This window comes from Gemmatimonadota bacterium (assembly GCA_030747075.1).
In the GTDB taxonomy this organism is placed as follows: domain Bacteria; phylum ARS69; class ARS69; order ARS69; family ARS69; genus ARS69.
Genome location: JASLLL010000020.1, coordinates 30,512 through 47,059, shown reverse-complemented (window position 1 = coordinate 47,059; position 16,548 = coordinate 30,512). Strand labels below are relative to the sequence as shown.

Here is a 16,548-nt window from a genome sequence, read left to right as displayed (position 1 = left end):
CGGTCGGTGATGAGATCCCGAAGCACCGGGAACCCCCGGGCGCGGAACGGCTCAATCGTGATGGTGTCGCCGTCGGTGAAAGAACGCATGTGGAGCTGGCAGACGGTGGTTCCGCGCTCCGGCCCGTGCGGCACGCCGTTGATCACCAGCGAACACATCCCGCAGATTCCTTCGCGGCAGTCGTGATCGAACGCAATCGGATCTCCCCCGGAGGTGGCCAGTTGTTCGTTGACCACATCGAGCATCTCCAGAAAAGACATGTGGGAACTTGCGTCCGGGACGGTGTACTTCTCAAACGAGCCATTCTCGCTCGCGCTCCGCTGGCGCCAGACCTTGAGAGTGAGTTTCATTACTTGTAGCTCCTCTGGCTCAACTCGACATGCTCGAAGACGAGCGGTTCCCGGTGATGCACCGGCGTCTCTCCGGCACCGCGATGCTCCCAGACGGATGCGTGGCAGAAGTTCTCGTCGTCGCGAGCGGCTTCGCCCTCTTCCGTCTGGCTTTCCTCGCGGAAGTGCCCCCCGCACGACTCCGTGCGTGCGCGGGCGTCCGTGACCATGAGTTCCGCGAACTCCAGGAAGTCCGCGACGCGGCCCGCCGCCTCCAGGTTCATGTTGAGTTCGTTCCCCGTTCCGCATACGAGGAGGTTCTCGCGGAACTCCTCACGGAGCGCGGGGATTGCCGCCTGCGCCTTGGCAAGCCCGGCATCGTTGCGCGCCATGCCGCAGTGCTCCCAGACGATCTGTCCCAGCCGACGGTGGAAGGAGTCCGGCGTTTCCTTCCCGCCGGTACCGAGCAGCGCATCGATGCGGGCGGTGGCCTCTTCGACGGCGCCACGGCACTCCGCATGATCCGTCGTGACCTCCGTCCGTTCCATTCGGGCGAAGTAGTTCCCGATGGTGTACGGAAGAACGAAGTAGCCGTCCGCAAGGCCCTGCATGAGCGCGCTCGCGCCGAGTCGGTTCGCGCCGTGGTCGGAGAAGTTCGCTTCGCCGATGACGAACAGCCCGTCGATGGTGCTCATGAGGTTGTAGTCCACCCACAGGCCGCCCATCGTGTAGTGGGACGCAGGGTAGATGCGCATGGGCGTTTCGTACGGATTCTCACCGGTGATCTTTCGGTACATGTGGAAGAGGTTGCCGTAGCGAGCTCGAATCGTGTCCTCGCCGAGGCGTCCGATGGCGTCCCGGAAGTCCAGATATACGCCGAGCCCGGTCGAGCCGATGCCACGCCCATCGTCGCAGGCTTCCTTTGCACTGCGGGAGGAGATGTCGCGCGGGGCGAGGTTTCCGAAGCTCGGGTACTTTCGCTCCAGGTAGTAGTCGCGCTCTTCCTCCGGGATGTCCCCCGGGGCTCGGGAATCGTCTGCGGAGGCCGGGACCCAGATGCGGCCGTCGTTTCGGAGCGACTCCGACATGAGCGTCAGCTTTGACTGATAATCTCCGGAGACAGGAATGCAGGTCGGGTGGATTTGCGTGTAGCAGGGATTTGCGAAGCCCGCGCCGCGACGATGCGCCCGCCAGGCGGCAGTCACATTGCAGCCCTTCGCGTTGGTGGAGAGGTAGAACACATTCCCGTACCCGCCGGTCCCGAGGACGACTGCGTCCGCCACATGGGACTCGATGCGTCCGCTCACGAGATTTCGGGTGACGATTCCGCGCGCGCGTCCGTCGATCACGATCAGGTCCAGCATTTCGGTTCGCGGATGCATCCGTACGGCCCCCGCGCCAATCTGCCGCGACAGAGCGGAATAGGCCCCGAGCAGTAGTTGCTGGCCGGTCTGCCCTCTGGCGTAGAATGTCCGGGAGACCTGTGCGCCTCCGAATGACCGGTTGTCGAGATGCCCGCCGTACTCCCGCGCAAAGGGCACCCCCTGCGCGACGCACTGGTCGATGATGTGTTCGCTGACCTGCGCAAGCCGGTAAACATTGGCTTCGCGAGAGCGGAAGTCGCCGCCCTTGACGGTGTCGTAGAAGAGCCGGAAGACGCTGTCGCCGTCGTTCTGATAGTTCTTGGAGGCGTTGATTCCGCCCTGTGCGGCAATGCTGTGCGCGCGGCGGGGACTGTCCTGGAAGCAGAAGCAGTCCACTCCGTAGCCGAGTTCCGCCATCGTTGCGGCGGCCGAAGCTCCGGCGAGTCCGCTTCCCACGACGATCACCCGGTACTTTCGTTTGTTCGCGGGATTCACAAGCTTCATTTCAAAGCGGTGGCGGTCCCACTTCTCCGCGAGAGGTCCGGACGGGGTTTGCGAATCGAGTCTCATGTCACTGCCCTCCTGCGGGAAGGCCGAGGAAGCCGCTCAGCACCGCGAGGGGAATGGAGAGATTGCCCGCCGCGATCAGGAAGGCGAGCACGGGACCGACCCGGGCCATCGTGGTGCGATAGCCGGGGTGGGAGAGACCCAGCGTCTGCGCGAGGCTGGCGATGGCGTGATGCAGATGAAAGCCGAGAAGAACCATGGCGACGATGTACGCAATGGCCACCGGAGTGTTCTGGAATCCGAGGATGACCATGGAGTACACATCGCGGTGGCCGTGGCCGTCGTCCACCATGATGGACGGGTCTGTCGTGCCGATCGTGAAGTGCAGGATGTGGTAGATGAGAAACGCCATCACGACAAACCCGCTGTAGATCAGCGTCCGTGAGGCAATCCCCGCTTCCAGCGCCTGCTGCGTGTCGTAACGCACCGGCCTGGCTGCGCGGTTTCGGAGCGTGAGCCGGATGGCAGACGCGACATGCAGCGCGAAGATTGCGAGCAGACCGCCGCGCATCACCCAGAGGATCCCGCCGAGGCTGGCGAGCTTCTTTGCGTAGGCGTTGATGGCATCGGGTCCCAGATAGATCTGAAGATTCCCGAGTAAGTGGATGAGAACGAAAAGCAGGAGTGCCAGTCCGGTCAGGGCCATGATGGTCTTGGCCCCGATGGATGAACTCCAGGTACTCGACCACCGGTTCATTTCGGTCCCCCCGGCCCCGGTTTGCAGGGGGACGGGAAGAGGGGCCGTCCCTTCCCATCCCGACCGCGGATGCTATCCCCAGCGGAGTGGGATTGGCAAGGACGAGAGCGTCAGCAGAGGCGGGAGGCGGCGAAGCCGGCCTCCGCGTCGGCCGTCGTGCGGTGAGCGGCGCTACTCCTTCGGGGTCAGCGACTCGCGGTCAGGGAAGAGGCGGTCGGCCGTGCCCTTGTGCAGCGTGGCGGGATTGCCGTCCGGGCCGACCCGCATATAGCAGGATTGCCCGTCCTCCGTCTCCGCGCCGAAGCGGATCTCCCGCGTGGTCCCGTCCGCCATCGTGAGCGTCGCGATGCGTGACCCTTCGCCCAGTCCATAGCGGTCGATCCCGGCAGGGTCGGCGACATTCTGCGCGTAGAGCGAACACAGGCTTCCGACGATTCCATCCGCGGCGGCCTTGTCGAACCCGCCGTGCGCGTCCGCCTTCCATGTCCAGGAAGATCGGTCCACGACGGAGTCCGGTCCCGCAGGGGCGGGGAGTACCTTGGTCAACACGATCCGGTCGTCTCCCTGAAGAACGACCTGATCGACCTCGTTTCGATCCGCCTTGTGGATGGAGAGGTCGACCCACCGCTTGGCGTCCGGCGCTTCCGGCGAATCTCCCCAGATGCCGAAGGTCGATCTCAGCGAAGCGCGAACCAGGTACACCGCGGGCGAGTCGGCAAGGCGCGTGAAGGACCCTCCGCGTGAGGCCGTCTTCCCCGCGATGACATGGAACCGCTCTGTTCCGCCGAGTCCCATTGCCACCACATGAAGCCCGGACTCCTCGTCGAGGTCGTAGTCGGCCAGGATGTCTTCCGTGGACGAGCGAATCTCGCCGCGGAGGTCGTTCAGGCTGTTCATGAACTGGTCCACCTGCGTCTGCTTCGCGGGCCAGTTCCATCGGGAGGAGACTTCCCATCCGTCTCCCGATCGGCGGACTTCCAGCACGCTGTCGGGCGAAGACCCCAGCCAGGCGCGAATGGAGCCGATCTCCGCCGTGTCGAGGCCGGTAATCAGAGGAACGATTCCGCCGCCCTCAGTGGTGGCGTTCCGGCGCTTTCCCGTGAGCTGGGAAAGAACCACCAGCACGAGGAAGAGGCCGACGAGAACCCAGAGTGTTCGGTTTCTGCCGGTCATTTCAGGATCCTCCGTGAGAGGCCGCATAGCGTGCGGCGTACTCGTCCGACTGGCGACGCCTCATGGTTCTGCGCGTGAGTGCGAAGGCCACGGCAAGTATGGGGATCAGCGCCACATTGATCATACGGAATGCGAGCTTCTTCCCGTCGGAGACTTCCCCGAAAGTGCGTCGATCAAAACGCTTGGCGCGAATGCTGATCAGGTCTTCGCCGAGCGTCAGAGCGTCCACGGAGTTGAGCAGGAAGAGCGCGTGGGCTGACTGCTCAAGAAGCATGTTCTCGAACATCTTGGCGCACCCCGTCACCAGGAGCTTCCCGGGGGCGGGTGGAAGTTCCGCTCCGGCCGGTTCCATCTCCTCCGGGGCTTCGTCTTCCGCTGCGGCGCCCTCTGGCCACTCCGGCACCGGCTTTTCCGCCCAGGGGTCGGGGAAGGTCCCTTCCACCAGTACGGCCAGCGGCGGGGAGGGGACGGGCTCATGTCCGGTGGGGTTTACATCGGCCGGTTCGATCAGCCCCGCGCTCCGATTCAGCAGCCACGACTCGGCGCTTCCGGAGAGAACGGTCGTGGAGGAGAGCTCCATGGCGTTCTGGGCCTCTTCGTCCAGGGTCACCCGCGTGCCCCACAGGTACAGGAGTTCGGGGACACCGGCGGTGAGCGGCAGGTCGTCGCTCAAGCCATCGCCCAGCACGCGAATCTGCATGGGAGCCTGCACCGGTTCCGTCACCTGAAACCGGAGCCCGCCGAGATTGGTTGTTCGCGGAATGGCGAGCGTGGCCATCTGCGCGTCCATCAGAATGCGATCATCCACGCGGACGCCGTATTCCGAAAGGAGGTCGTTTGCGGAGGACGCCTGCGCTCGCGCGGAGATGCTGAATCCCCCGCGGCTCCCGGGCGCGTAATCGTACAGGAGAGCCTGAGCAGAGAGGATCACGCGTCCGCCGTGGCGAAGGAACTGCGCGATCTCATACCGCTGGCGCTCTCCGAGTTCCTGCACGCCGAGCAGGAGGAGCGTCGCGGCCTCCTCGGGGATGGGACTGGCCTCGGTGAGGTCCACCGGGCGGACATCGTATCCGTTTCCGGTCAGGACTTCCCGCGCGGCGGTGAAGTTGTCCGGGGGTTCCGGAGGGGCCTGCCCCATTTGCATGTACATCTGCATGAGTTGCGGGTCCGGCCGCTCCCGGGTGGAGTAGACGGCGATCACGGGATCCATGTCGCGAGTCGTCCTGACGATTGCCGTGAGGATCTCGTACTCCAGATTGGCGAGCGTCTCGGGAAGAACTTGCGGGAGGATCTCCTCCGCTTTGTCCTTGTAGCCGATGGAGAGCGCGCTGTAGACGAGCTTCAGGGCCAGCGCGTCCCGATCCACGCTTTGCACCTGGAAGGGACGGATTCCCTTCGCCGCGAGGTCCTCTTCCAGTTCGGGAGTTTCCTTCGGGTTCACCAGCTGGAACTCCAGATTTCCGCCCGAGGTGATCGCCAGTTCCTGGAGTTTGTCGCGGACATCCTGCTGAAGCGTGGTGAGCCCGGCCGGCATCTCTTCCGCGGGCGTGACAAAGTACTTCACCTGCACCGGCACTTCCAGACGACCGAGGATGTTCTTCGCGCCCTCGGAGACGGTGTAGATCTGGTTTTCGGTCAGGTCGAAACGCCCGAGCGCCAGATTCGACACCGTGCGATTGAGGAACACGGCGATCCCGAGAAGGAGGACCGCGCCCACCACGAGCCCGGTTTCAAAGCCGATTCTCTTGGAAAACACGACAGCCTCCTAGTACTTGCGGCCTTCGAGTGAATGCGTATTGAGCAGCAGGAAGGCCGCTGAGAACGAGACGAAGAACACGATATTATCCACGCCGATCACTCCGCGCTGGATGCCGTCGAAGTGTCGGGCCAGCCCGAACGCTTCCTGCAGGAAGGAGCCTGCCCCGGGAATCCACCCGTCCAGAAGCGCCGCCACAAACGGCGTCCCGGAGAGGAAAAAGAAAAAGCACGCGAGCAGCGTGAGGACGAACGCGGCGATCTGGTCCTTGAAGAGCCCCGACACGAAGATGCCGATGGAGAGATACAGGCCACCCAGCAGGAATGCCCCGAGGTATCCGCAGAAGATGGCTCCGGGATCCGGGGATCCGATCCACGCGAGGGTGAGAGGAATGGTGAGCGTGCAGCCCAGCGCAATGGCGTAGAAGAGAAGGGCCGCGAGGTATTTCCCCAGCACGATGTGAAACGGCTTCATGGGGAGCGTCATGAGCAGTTCGAATGTTCCGAGGCGCTGTTCTTCCGCCCAGAGCCGCATGGTCAGAGCCGGAATGAAGAAAATGAGGAACAGCGGAAGGCTGCTGAAGAAGTCCCGCATGTCCACGACTCCGGCCAGGAAGAACCCGTTGGCGTAGAAGCCGCTCGTCAGGAAGAGGAACACGATGATGAAGATGCTGGCGATGGGGGAGTTGAAGTACGCTCCGAACTCCCTGCGGAAGATGACGGTGATGTCGCGCATCAGGCGTCCACCTCCTTTCCCGTAAGCCGGATGAAGGCGCGCTCCAGCGTGGGCGTTTCCGGCCGCAGTTCCAGAAGATCCCATCCGCGGGCGCGGGCGAGCGCGTTGATCCCGGTGCGGAGGTCCGTATCCAGCGGGCTGGTGACGACCCATGCTCCCTCGGCTTCATCGGGTGCGGGTTCCACGGACTGGACCCCTTCCACTTCGGCAAGTGCTGTTCGCGCCACCTCCCCGGCATCCGGGAAGCGGACGATGCAGCGCGTTTCTTTCATCGCGGAGCGTCTCAGTTCTTCTACTAGCCCATCCGCCACAATCCGGCCTTCGTTGATGATCACGATGCGTTCGGTCACGGCATCGATCTCCGCCAGAATGTGCGAAGAGAAGATGACGGTCTTCGTCTTCGCAAGGGAGGCGATGAGATTCCGGATGTCGATGATCTGCCGCGGATCGAGTCCGGATGTGGGCTCGTCGAGAATCAGGATGTCCGGATCGTGAAGAAGCGCCTGGGCCAGTCCCACGCGCTGCCTGAACCCCTTGGAGAGTTCGTGGACATTCTTGAAGAGGACGCTCTCGATGCTTGCGGCATCGTAGACCCAGTCCAGCCGACCCAGGAGGCGCGCTCCGTCCAGTCCGCGCGCCCGGGCGACGAACTCCAGGTAGTCCACGGTGCGCATGTCGTCATAGAGCGGGGCCGTCTCCGGCAGATAGCCGATCCGGTTTCTGACCGCCAGCGGATCTTCCGCGACATCCACGCCGCCCACCGTCACCCGGCCCTCATCCGCGGCCAGGTAGGTGGTGATAATCTTCATCGCCGTGCTCTTGCCAGCGCCGTTCGGTCCGAGGAAACCCAGAATCTGGTTCTCCGCGACCGAGAAGCTGACGCGGTCCAGCGCAAGCGTGGACCCGTAAGACTTGGAGACATTCTTGACATCAATCATGGGATTGGTTCGGTCCGTGTTGGGTGTTTGCCGACGGGATGGCTCTCGCGAAACGGGAAGGAAGATTACTCGAATCGGCTGTTTTCAGGCAACGGGAAAATCCGGGCCCTTGCGGCGTTTGACCCGCGCGTCGCACGGCACTATGCTCCCCGTTCGAAGCCCGCGCGAGCCGGTGGGCACGCGGTGCCCATGGAGCTGCGGAGCGGGCTCCGTGTCGAGGGATCGCCCAGTTACCGGGGGGGATGGAATCATCGGAGTTTCACGAGTGTTTCCGGCAGTTGTGCTCTGCGTCTTGTGCGTGATCGGATGCCGTGCCGGGGGTGGCCCGGAAGGAGAGGAGGCCGTGCAGACTTCACCGACGGAGATGAACCGACTGGCTCATGAAACGAGCCCGTATCTCCTTCAGCACGCGGACAATCCGGTGGACTGGTATCCCTGGGGAGAAGAGGCCTTCGCGGCCGCCGCCGAGAGCGGGAAGCCGGTGCTTGTGTCCATCGGGTATTCATCATGCCACTGGTGCCATGTGATGGAGCACGAGTGCTTCGAGGATGCGGAGATTGCCGCGCTCATGAATGAGCTTTTCATCTGCATCAAGGTGGACCGCGAGGAGCGGCCGGATGTGGACGAAATCTACATGACCGCCGTCCAGATGATGGGGTTGAGCACGGGGTGGCCCCTGAATGTCTTCCTCACGGCACAGGGGAGGCCCTTCTATGGCGGCACCTACTTCCCGCCGGTTCGTGCGTATCAGCAGCCCGGGTGGCCGGATGTGCTGCGCGACATCGCAAGGACCTACCGCGACGAGGGAGAGAAGATCGCCGGCCAGGCGCAGCAGATTGCCGACGCGCTGGAGCGGATCTCGCGGAGCACGGCCAGCACCGGCCTTCCTGGGGACGAGATCGCCGGGAAGGTCGTGGAAGAGTCGATCTCATCCTTCGACGCGGAGAACGGCGGCTTCGGAGGCGCCCCGAAGTTCCCGCCTCATCAGGGCATTCGGTTCCTTCTCCGCGCATACCATCGGACCGGGAACACGCAGGCTCTGGAGATGGCGGACGCCACACTCCGCAAGATGGCGGCCGGGGGGATCAGGGACCATCTGGGCGGCGGATTCCATCGCTATTCGGTCGACGAGAAGTGGCTCGTCCCGCATTTCGAGAAGATGCTCTACGACAATGCGCAGCTTGCCCGCGAGTACACCGAGGCCTTTCAGGTCACCGGCGACCCGTTCCATGCGGACATTGCGCGGGAGATTCTGGATTATGTGCTTCGCGAAATGACGGAGGAGTCCGGCGGCTTCCGCAGCGCGACGGATGCGGACTCCGAGGGCCGGGAGGGCGTCTTCTTCCTGTGGAAGCGGTCCGAGATCGAGGCGTTGCTCGGGGCGGACGCGGAGTGGTTCTGCCGTGCCTATGGCGTGACGCGGGAGGGGAACTTCCGCGACCCTCACCACCCCGTCGCCGAGGGCGAGGAGGGACTGACCGTCCTGCACGAAGCCGTGTCGGTGGCGGATCTCGCGCGGGACAGCGGGCGCGGCGAAGCGGAGATCGCGGAGACGCTGGCGCGAGGCCGCTCGGTGCTTTTCGAGGCGCGAAAATCCCGCATCTACCCCGGGCTTGACGACAAGGTTCTGGCGGCATGGAACGGCCTCATGATCTCGTCGATGGCTTGCGCGGGGCGTGTCCTGGACGAGCCGCGATATGTGGAAGCGGCCGAGCGCGCCGCACACTTCGTGCTGACCGAAATGCGCACGGAAAGCGGGCGCCTTCTGCGGACGCATCGCGGCGGAGATTCACGAATCCCCGCATTCCTGAAGGACCACGCGTTCTTCGCCGAGGCGTTGCTGGACCTGTACGAGACCACTTTCGACCCGCGCTGGCTCATCGAAGCGAAGCGCACCGCGGACGATATGGAGCGTTTGTTCGGAGATGCCGAGGCCGGGGGATGGTTCCACACCGCCTCGGACGGCGAAACGCTCATTGCGCGGATGAAGAGCCCTTCTGACGGAGCGGTGCCCGGCGGAAACGGCGCGGCGGTGCGTGTGTTCCTGCGGCTGTCCGTACTGCTGGGAGATTCCTCTTACGCGGAGAGGGCGGACGCCGCCTTCCGTCTCTTCCGTGAGTCGATAGAACGGCGGCCGGGCGGGACCATGGGGCTCGTTCTGGGACTGGACATGCGTTTGCACGAAGACGGGGAGATTGCGGTCGTCGGAGACCTGGACGCTCCGGAGACGCGCGCGCTCCTTCGCACGATTCACCACCGGTTCCTTCCCGGGACGGCGCTGGCGCATTGTGCGCCGGGCGGAGAGGGGGAGTCGGAAGGACTCACGCCACTCCTCACGGGGAAGACGCTGGTGGAGGGGAAGCCTGCGGCTTTCGTCTGTCGGAACTACGCATGCCGCGTGCCTGCAACCACAGTGGAAGATCTGGAAGAACAACTCGCGGGGATCTGATTCCCCGGGGAAAGGAGATCACGATGGAGTCCGGCAAGCAGACGAAGCACCAGAAGAAGATCCGCGACGGTTACGGGAGGATCGCCCGTGATCCGGGGAGCTGTCTCCCCGGCGGGTCGTGCTGCGGAGAGTCCACGAACGCCGCAGTGGAGAAGTCCGTGGAGATCGGATACGAGGCGGGGGATCTCTCCGCGATTCCCTCCGACGCCATTCTGGGACTCGGCTGCGGGAATCCGCTTCTGGAGGCCACCCCGGCCCAAGGGGAGATCGTGCTGGATCTGGGGTCGGGCGGCGGGATCGATGCGTTCCTTGCGGCCCGCGCGGTCGGTCCCGAGGGCCGGATCATCGGCGTGGACATGACTTCGGAGATGCTGGAGCGGGCGCGTGCGAACGCCGAACGGATCGGTGCGTCGAATGTGGAGTTTCGCGAGGGAACCATCGAGCAGCTTCCCGTCACGGACGAAGAGGTGGACCTCGTCGTCTCCAACTGCGTGATCAACCTCTCCGAGGACAAGGATGCGGTCTTCAGGGAGGCGTTTCGCGTGTTGAAGCCGGGGGGGCGGATCAGCGTCTCCGACATCATCTGCGATGACGAACTCGACGACGAGTTCCGGGCGAATGTGGGGAACCATGTGGCCTGTCTCGCGGGAGCCGTGACGGAGGGGGCGTACACGGGCGCGATCCGGTCGGCGGGCTTCGTCGAGGTTCGCGTCACGCGTTCCGCCGCATGGAGCGGCCCGGAGACGAAGGGGCACTCCTTCCGAAGCCTCTCCGTCGTGGCGGAGAAGGCATCGGGCTGACTTCCTGTCCGCCCCCCGCTATAAAGACGGCCCGCCCGGAGTGATCCAGGCGGGCCGAGTCCTGTGCGAACGGTCAGGCTCTACCGGTACTGCGCCTTGACCGTGCCCCAGTTGGAACCCTCGATGGCGACCGCGCCGTCAAAGGTGCCGTCCACCTGGAAGGGGCCGTAGTTGCTGGAGCCGTACCCGGAGACGATCAGGTAGTACCGCATCGTCGCGCCGGAATGCGTGTACGAGAAGCTCGAGCCGTCGGGGTAATCGTCCGCGCCGGCCACGCAACTGTTGTGCGGGTCCGCGCAGTCGGTGATGAGGCGGATCGAGTCATCCCAGCCGCAGGTCATGGTGACGCTGATAGTGGAACCGTCCGTCATGTCCACGAAGTAGACGGCGTCCGGTCCACTGGACGAGTACCCGGTGCAGGAGGAGTAGCTCAGCGGGTAATCCGTGGCATACGCCGACGTGTCTCCGGTCAGCGGGAACGAGGTCGGGGTGATGGCGTAGCCATTGGCCTCGGCACCGGCACAGGTGTCGTTCTCCGGCGGCGGAGGAGGAGGAGCCAGGTAGCCGACCTGGACATCGTCCACATGGGTATCGGCACCGTCGGTTCCGACATAGCTGTAGCGGACATGGAGCATGCCGCCCGCATAAGCGGAGACATCGATCACGGCCTGCGTCCACGTCCAGCTGGCCGGGTAGTCCACCGCCATGCTCCAGACCTCGGTGTAGTTCACACCGTCGGAGGAGATGTTGATGGTGGTGTTGGCGTTGCCGGACCAGTAGGCGCTCCCGTTGTGCCAGCTGCTGAGGACGAGGTCGGTCGCGCCGGCCCCGGTGAGATCCACCGAGACATCCATGTGCTCATCCTGCGTGTACGACGCAGTCCAGCCGACATGAGCGTCGGAGCTGCCGGAGTACGGGCCCGCTCCCTGGTACCAGGTATAGGGGCTCGGTGCGCTGGCCGTCAGCGCCCAGCCCGCGGGCGGAAACGCGCCTTCAAAGCCTTCACTCATGTACTCGCCCTCACGGACATTGCTGAAAGAGATATAGCCGTCGGGGGCGCTGCGCGCCTTGTCGACAGGCTTCTCGGCGAACGCCGGGACAGCAAGCAGGGCAATGCAGAAAACGATCAGGAAGGTCCGCATCGGAAATCCTCCAAAGAAAAATGTCAGTTCCTGTGCCGAGTTTCCACCGGCGGTCCCGGGGGGGAGGGCGCTTGAACGCCCGAAGCCCGAAGCCCGACCAGCATCGTCCCGACCTCGGGTCGACAGGCCCCCGGTGAAATGCACAGGTACTGTGATCGGCTCACAGCCATCGCAGCATAACAGGAATCTTCAGCGAATCCACGAGTTTTCATTACTAACTCACAGCAGCTCTTGGAGAGGAGAGGGTCGGCTGGATCCGGTCCGATCCTGCGTGGCTTCAGGTCGGTTTTTGGTGGATTTCAGCTGGAAATCGGGCATGATTGGCACATGATTGCGAGAACTGTGGTCCTTCCGCCGAGAGCGAAGCCTCTCCTTCTGACGGCTGTGGTGCTGCTGATTGCCGGCAGTCGGCCGTCCTCCGCTGCCCCGGCCGCGCCCGTGGAGCGCCATGTGGTGCGTGCCACCCTCGATGTTCCCACCCACTGGATTCACGTGCGGGATGAGGCGCATCTTGCCTCCGTCCCCTCCGGGGAGGCCCCGTGGCGCTTTCTGCTTCACCGGGATCTGGAGATCCTCGCCGTTCGCCACGCGGGAGAGGAATTGGAGTGGGATTCGACGAACGGGTGGAATCCGCGCCACTTCTGGCGGCGTCCGCCGTACTCGGAGCTGTCCGGGTACGAGGTGGCCCGCGAGGTGGAGGTTGCGCCCCCGCCCTCCGGATGGGAGGAGCCCGTCGTTCTGGAGGTGGAGTACGAGGGGGTCATTGCGGACAGCCTCGTCGCGCCGGAACGGGCGTATGGACGAAGCTTCAAGAAAACCTCAGGCCGGATTGTGGACCAGGGGGCCTTTCTGGCGGGGTCGACTTTCTGGGTGCCCTGGTCGGGAGAGGGGTTGTTCACCTTTGAGGTCTCCGTGACCGGCCCGGCCGACTGGCGGACCGTATCCCAGGGGGATCTGATCGAGTACGGGCCGACGGCTGACGGCTACCGCATGCAGTGGTCGTGCCCGCATCCGATGGAGGAGATCTATCTCATCGCGGGACCGTATGAGGTCCGGGAGCGGATGCATCGCGGGATCCGGGTCATGTCCTTCTGCTACGGGAATACCGGAGAAGACATCACCGACCGGTATCTGGACGGCACCGGTGCGTACCTTGATCTCTACGGAGAGATGTTCGGCGACTACCCCTTCTCCAAGTTCGCGCTGGTGGAGAACTACTGGCAGACCGGCTATGGAATGCCGAGCTTCACATTCCTGGGAGACCGTGTCATCCGGCTCCCCTTCATTCTGGACACGAGCTACGGGCACGAGATCCTCCACAACTGGTGGGGGAACGGGGTGTTCGTGGATGTGCGGGGCGGGAACTGGTGCGAGGGTCTCACGACCTACTTCGCGGACTACCTGTACAAGGAGGTCACCGGCGGCTCGGCGGGACGCGACTACCGTCGTGACAAACTGCTCGGCTATCGGGATTTTGCGTCAGGTGGCGGGAGGGACTTCCCGCTCTCCGAGTTCCGCCAACGGGACAGCGCGGCGACGCAGGCCGTCGGCTACGGGAAGACGATGATGGTGTTCCACATGCTCCGCACACGCCTCGGGGAGGATGTCTTCCTTGCGGGGCTGCGTGCCGTGTATCGCGATCACCTCTTTCAGGAAGCGTCGTGGGATGATCTGCGCCTCTCTTTTGAAGCCGTATCCGGAGAGGATCTCGCGGGGTGGTTCGATCAGTGGATCTCGCGACCCGGAGCCATTCGCCTGAGCGTGGAGGGCGTGGCCGTGCAGGCGCGGGGAGATTCCACCGTTGTCTCCGCCACACTCGTGCAGGAGGAGCCCTGCCTGGAGACGCTCGTCCCCGTCCGCGTGGATGCGGCCGGAGGTGAGGTGGCCCGCGCACTCATCCCGATGACGGGGACGCGGACCGCGTTTGAGGTTGCGGTGCACGGGAGTGCCGAAGTGCTGGCGGTGGATCCCGAGTTCGACATTTTCCGGATTCTCCACGGGGAGGAGATTGCTCCCACGCTGAGCGGCGTCCTGGGCGCGGACTCCACGAGGATCGTGATCGGGAAGGATGTCCGGCCCGACATTCGGGAAGCGCTGGTAGCGGTCGCCGGGGAGTGGGCGGCCGACTCCACCATCTCGTGGGTGGAGGAAGGAACGGGAACGGTGGAACCGGACCGGGGAGGCGCCCTCTTCTTCTTCGGCACAGGAGACGCCGCGCGGGACATTCTGAGCGGGATCTCCGAGGGGGGCGGCCCGGAGTCGGCGGGCCTCGGAGGCGGTTCAGGGCTTCCCCCGGGCCGTTCGCTCGTGGCGTCCTGGCGCGGGAAAGACGGGGGTGCTGTGGCCCTGTTCCTTCCCGGGAGCGCGGACGAGGTCGCCGCCATCGCCCGGAAGATCCCGCACTATTCCAAGTACAGCTACCTCGTCTTCGCCGGGACGAAGAACGAAGCGAAGGGCGTATGGAGCGCGGGAGTCTCACCGTTGACCGTCTCGCTGGCCGGGGAGTGAGCATGAGGCGGCTCTTCACGCTGCTGATGGTACTTCTTGCGCCGCAGACGGTCGCTGCCGGAGACGATGCCGTGGCGAGGGCATCGGCCGTCGTGGAGCGCCTCGCGGGAGAGGAGTTGCGCGGTCGCGGGGCCGGTTCCCCACAACTGGACCATGCGCGGGATCTCGTGGTCGGCTGGATGGAGGAAGCGGGGCTCCAGCCGGGCTTCGGCGATGGCTGGCTGCAGGACTTCTCCGGCCCGGACGGCGTGCGGCTGACCAATGTGGTCGGGCGTCTTCCCGGCTCCGGCTCCGGCGACGGATGGCTTCTCGTGGGAGCGCACTATGACGGCCTGGGGGTGGGCGCGGAGGATTCCGCCTTCCCCGGCGAGATCCACCCCGGAGCCGACGACAACGCATCCGGGGTCGCGGCGCTTCTGGAGGCCGCCCGCGCGGTCGCGGCCGAGGGTCCGCTCCAGCGCACGGTCTACTTCGCGGCATTCTCGGGAGAGGAGATCGGGCGGCTCGGCTCCATCCATCTGGCCGACCATCCGCCGGAGCCGCTGACCTCGGCGATCGCAATGCTCAATCTGGATACCGTCGGCGGCGTGGAGGAGGATCGACTGATCGTCTTCGGCACGGGGACCGCCGAGGAGTTCCCGGATATTCTGCGTGGCGTGAACTACCCGTACGGATTCGACCTCTCGCTTTCGAAGGAAGGGGCCGGGGCGAGCGATCACGCATCCTTCTTCGCGAAGGGGATTCCCGTGCTGCATTTCTTCTCCGGGGCGAAGCCGGGGTATCATCGGCCGGGGGATGTGGTGGACTTTGTGGACCCGGAGGGCGTTGTGCGGGTCGGGGGGCTGGTCGGAGAGTTGGTCATTTATCTGGCGGACTCCGGCGAGGAACTCTCATTCGTCCCGGCCGGGGCGGAGCGGCTGGCGAAGAAAGCGCCGCGCCCCGGCGGCAAGAGGAAGGCGCGGCGCGTGTCCGTCGGAACGATCCCGGACTTCGGCCGCGAGTCAGGAGGGATTCTGCTTTCGGGTGTGTTGCCGGGAAGTCCGGCGGAAGAGGCCGGGCTGCGAAAGGGAGATCTTCTGGTGGCCGCGGACGAAACGGCTCTGGACAACATCTACGACTATCAGGGCGTTCTGTCGGAGCTGAATCCGGGTGACCCCGTGATCTTCCGCATCGTGAGAGACGGGGAGACACGGGAAGTCGAGGTCACGGTCCGGGCCAGAAAATGACGAAAGCCTCGCTGCGTCTTCGCCGCCTGGTGGAAACCGATCGCAGCGATCTGGTGCGATTCCTGGAGCGGGATCCCGTCGCCAATGTTCACCTTCTCTCCCGCATCGCCCACGACGGCGTCGTGAACGAAGTCTCCGGCGAGCATGGTGCGCTTTACGGTCACTACGGTCCGGATGGTCTGGACGGCGTCGCGTTCTTCGGCCTGAGGCGGGAAGTCCTGCTGTCCGGGTCGAATCCGGCGTTTCTGGAGGAGGCGGCCGGTCTGGCGCTGGGCGAAGAAGCCGGTTGGGTCATCCTTCTCGGTCCGCGCGTTGCCGTGGACGCGTTCCTCTCCCACTATCGCTGGCGGGGTGCCCCGATGCGCGTCCATCGGGTGCAGGATCTTCTCGTGCTGGGGAAGCCCGGGCCGCCGGTTCCGCGCGTGAGTCTGCGTCGCGCCGTCCTTGCGGATCTGGACTCGATGACGGATCTTTCCGAGCGGATGCTGCTGGAGGACTTTGACCTCCCGGCGGGATCGCTTTCGAGGGACGGCATTCAGGAGTCGGCGCGGTCGCGGATAGAGAACGGCCGAACCTGGCTGGCGGAGGAGGGCGGGAGGATCGTCTTCAAGGCGGATGTGTCCGCACGCTACGCGGGTGGTGCGCAGATCGAGGGCATCTACACCATTCCGGAAGCCCGCGGGCGCGGGATCGGGAGCGGCGGCGTGTCTGAACTCTCCGGGCGGCTCCTTCGCGGATCCGCGTTTGTGGCGTTGCATGTCGGGCGGGACAATCATGCGGCGCGCCGCGCCTACGAGAAGGCGGGGTTTCATCTGGTGGGGGAACTGGGGCTCGTTCTCCTGGGGAAGACGGAAGCCTGACGAC

At 64.7% G+C, this 16,548-nt stretch carries 13 protein-coding genes; 5 read left to right on the top strand and 8 right to left on the bottom strand.

Annotation, left to right across the window (positions count from 1 at the left end; genetic code table 11):
* The 7 genes from QF819_07670 to QF819_07640 all read right to left on the bottom strand — a co-directional run.
* Positions 1-350, bottom strand: a 350-nt coding sequence (locus QF819_07670) for a 2Fe-2S iron-sulfur cluster-binding protein (protein MDP6803037.1), incomplete at its 3' end; no start/stop codon positions are given.
* Positions 350-2,263 carry a fumarate reductase/succinate dehydrogenase flavoprotein subunit gene (locus QF819_07665; GenBank protein MDP6803036.1) on the bottom strand — a complete coding sequence of 638 codons (1,914 nt, stop codon included), beginning with the start codon at positions 2,261-2,263 and terminating at the stop codon, positions 350-352. The genes QF819_07665 and QF819_07670, both read right to left, overlap by 1 nt.
* Position 2,264: 1 nt before the next feature.
* Positions 2,265-2,957 (bottom strand): succinate dehydrogenase cytochrome b subunit, encoded by a 693-nt coding sequence (locus QF819_07660; GenBank protein ID MDP6803035.1) that lies wholly within the window; start codon positions 2,955-2,957, stop codon positions 2,265-2,267.
* A 171-nt stretch (positions 2,958-3,128) separates the two neighbouring features.
* Positions 3,129-4,130 (bottom strand): DUF4340 domain-containing protein, encoded by a 1,002-nt coding sequence (locus QF819_07655; protein ID MDP6803034.1) that lies wholly within the window; start codon positions 4,128-4,130, stop codon positions 3,129-3,131.
* A gap of 1 nt (position 4,131) precedes the next feature.
* Complete coding sequence (locus tag QF819_07650) at positions 4,132-5,886, bottom strand: GldG family protein (protein ID MDP6803033.1); 1,755 nt, start codon at positions 5,884-5,886, stop codon at positions 4,132-4,134.
* Between the two features lie 9 nt (positions 5,887-5,895).
* Positions 5,896-6,621: an ABC transporter permease gene (locus tag QF819_07645; protein ID MDP6803032.1), complete on the bottom strand. Its 726-nt coding sequence runs from the start codon at positions 6,619-6,621 to the stop codon at positions 5,896-5,898.
* Entirely contained in the window at positions 6,621-7,559 is a 939-nt protein-coding gene (locus QF819_07640; GenBank protein ID MDP6803031.1) for an ATP-binding cassette domain-containing protein, read from the bottom strand. Before QF819_07640 ends, QF819_07645 begins: the two co-directional genes overlap by 1 nt.
* A gap of 265 nt (positions 7,560-7,824) precedes the next feature.
* Here QF819_07640 and QF819_07635 point away from each other — a divergent pair, with 265 nt between their 5' ends.
* Positions 7,825-10,008 carry a thioredoxin domain-containing protein gene (locus QF819_07635; protein MDP6803030.1) on the top strand — a complete coding sequence of 728 codons (2,184 nt, stop codon included), beginning with the start codon at positions 7,825-7,827 and terminating at the stop codon, positions 10,006-10,008.
* Positions 10,009-10,031: 23 nt separating this feature from the next.
* A complete protein-coding gene (arsM, locus tag QF819_07630; GenBank protein MDP6803029.1) occupies positions 10,032-10,808 on the top strand; it encodes an arsenite methyltransferase in 777 nt (258 codons plus the stop codon).
* An 80-nt stretch (positions 10,809-10,888) separates the two neighbouring features.
* Here the strand turns inward: arsM and QF819_07625 are convergent, their stop codons facing one another.
* Positions 10,889-11,818, bottom strand: a complete 930-nt coding sequence (locus QF819_07625) for a hypothetical protein (protein MDP6803028.1) — start codon at positions 11,816-11,818, stop codon at positions 10,889-10,891.
* A 459-nt stretch (positions 11,819-12,277) separates the two neighbouring features.
* On the opposite strand from QF819_07625, the gene QF819_07620 reads away from it, so the two are divergent.
* The 3 genes from QF819_07620 to QF819_07610 are packed head-to-tail and all read left to right on the top strand — an operon-like array spanning position 12,278 to position 16,544.
* Positions 12,278-14,458: a M1 family aminopeptidase gene (locus QF819_07620; protein ID MDP6803027.1), complete on the top strand. Its 2,181-nt coding sequence runs from the start codon at positions 12,278-12,280 to the stop codon at positions 14,456-14,458.
* Between the two features lie 2 nt (positions 14,459-14,460).
* Complete coding sequence (locus QF819_07615; protein MDP6803026.1) at positions 14,461-15,684, top strand: M20/M25/M40 family metallo-hydrolase; 1,224 nt, start codon at positions 14,461-14,463, stop codon at positions 15,682-15,684.
* Positions 15,681-16,544: a GNAT family N-acetyltransferase gene (locus tag QF819_07610; GenBank protein ID MDP6803025.1), complete on the top strand. Its 864-nt coding sequence runs from the start codon at positions 15,681-15,683 to the stop codon at positions 16,542-16,544. The genes QF819_07615 and QF819_07610 overlap by 4 nt, the downstream gene beginning before the upstream one ends.
* The last annotated feature ends 4 nt before the right edge of the window (positions 16,545-16,548 follow it).